The sequence below is a fragment of the Streptococcus sp. 2106 genome (assembly GCF_013277315.1).
Classification (GTDB): Bacteria; Bacillota; Bacilli; order Lactobacillales; family Streptococcaceae; genus Streptococcus; species Streptococcus pseudopneumoniae.
The window spans coordinates 1-1,850 of the sequence record NZ_VMMS01000079.1; the positions used below are offsets into that span (position 1 = coordinate 1).

Consider the following 1,850-nt stretch of genomic DNA (forward strand, 5'->3'; position numbering starts at 1 on the left):
TCCCTTCCTTTTTCCATCGTTCGATTAAGCGACGGCTATCGATTGTCAAATGTTTGGCTTTTGTAGTATAATGGTTTTGCATCTCTGTGCCTTTCTTGTGTTTGTGATTGAACAACAAGTATAACACAGAGGTGTTTTCTTATGCCTAGAAGAGCTTTCATTTGACAAGAGGAACCCTTGAAGCAGTTTTGTCAGCTAAACCAAGGCTAATCTTAGCCTTGGCTTTCCAGCTTAACAGCTCCAAGCCTCTTATCAAATGAAATCGAGGGCTAGCTATCAGCTAGTTAAAACATCTAATTTTTAGGAGGGCTGGGTGGCTAACTTCATTATAGAACTTTCAGTTAAATTTTTACCAAGAATAATTCACAAAAACGTTGTAAAACACTTGCAATTTAGCTGAAATTTGATAAAATAGTAAGGAAAGTTAGACTGTATTGCCTACTGTCTATCTATAAAATATATTTTATTGGAGGCTTTTACTCAAATGGCAAAAGAAAAATATGATCGTAGTAAACCACACGTTAACATTGGTACTATCGGACACGTTGACCACGGTAAAACTACCCTAACTGCAGCTATCACAACTGTTTTGGCACGTCGCTTGCCTTCATCAGTTAACCAACCTAAAGACTATGCGTCTATCGATGCTGCTCCAGAAGAACGCGAACGCGGTATCACTATCAACACTGCACACGTTGAGTACGAAACTGAAAAACGTCACTACGCTCACATCGACGCTCCAGGACACGCGGACTACGTTAAAAACATGATCACTGGTGCCGCTCAAATGGACGGAGCTATCCTTGTAGTAGCTTCAACTGACGGACCAATGCCACAAACTCGTGAGCACATCCTTCTTTCACGTCAGGTTGGTGTTAAACACCTTATCGTCTTCATGAACAAAGTTGACTTGGTTGACGACGAAGAATTGCTTGAATTGGTTGAAATGGAAATCCGTGACCTATTGTCAGAATACGACTTCCCAGGTGATGATCTTCCAGTTATCCAAGGTTCAGCTCTTAAAGCCCTTGAAGGTGACTCTAAATACGAAGACATCGTTATGGAATTGATGAACACAGTTGATGAGTACATCCCAGAACCAGAACGTGACACTGACAAACCATTGCTTCTTCCAGTCGAGGACGTATTCTCAATCACTGGACGTGGTACAGTTGCTTCAGGACGTATCGACCGTGGTATCGTTAAAGTCAACGACGAAATCGAAATCGTTGGTATCAAAGAAGAAACTCAAAAAGCAGTTGTTACTGGTGTTGAAATGTTCCGTAAACAACTTGACGAAGGTCTTGCCGGAGATAACGTAGGTGTCCTTCTTCGTGGTGTTCAACGTGATGAAATCGAACGTGGACAAGTTATCGCTAAACCAGGTTCAATCAACCCACACACCAAATTCAAAGGTGAAGTCTACATCCTTACTAAAGAAGAAGGTGGACGTCACACTCCATTCTTCAACAACTACCGTCCACAATTCTACTTCCGTACTACTGACGTTACAGGTTCAATCGAACTTCCAGCAGGTACTGAAATGGTAATGCCTGGTGATAACGTGACAATCGACGTTGAGTTGATTCACCCAATCGCCGTAGAACAAGGTACTACATTCTCTATCCGTGAGGGTGGACGTACTGTTGGTTCAGGTATGGTTACAGAAATCGAAGCTTAATTCGATTTAGTTCCCAGAAGAACAATTATTTAAGTCAGACACTAAAAGAATCTTGCATTGCAAGGTTCTTTTTTTTCAGATATTGAACTAATACTCAATGAAAATCACAGAGCAAACTAGGAAGCTAACCGCAGGCTGCTCAAAACATGTTTTTGAGGTTGTAGATAAG

At 41.3% G+C, this 1,850-nt stretch carries 1 protein-coding gene; it reads left to right on the top strand.

The genetic code is table 11. The annotated features are described in order from the left end of the window. The first annotated feature begins 484 nt into the window (after nt 1–484). Complete coding sequence (tuf, locus tag HT723_RS08760; RefSeq protein ID WP_001040724.1) at nt 485–1,681, top strand: elongation factor Tu; 1,197 nt, start codon at nt 485–487, stop codon at nt 1,679–1,681. The last annotated feature ends 169 nt before the right edge of the window (nt 1,682–1,850 follow it).

Coding starts and splice junctions, on each gene's coding strand:
- tuf (WP_001040724.1), top strand. CDS start 485: ATGGCAAAAGAAAAATATGATCGTAGTAAACCACACGTTAACATTGGT.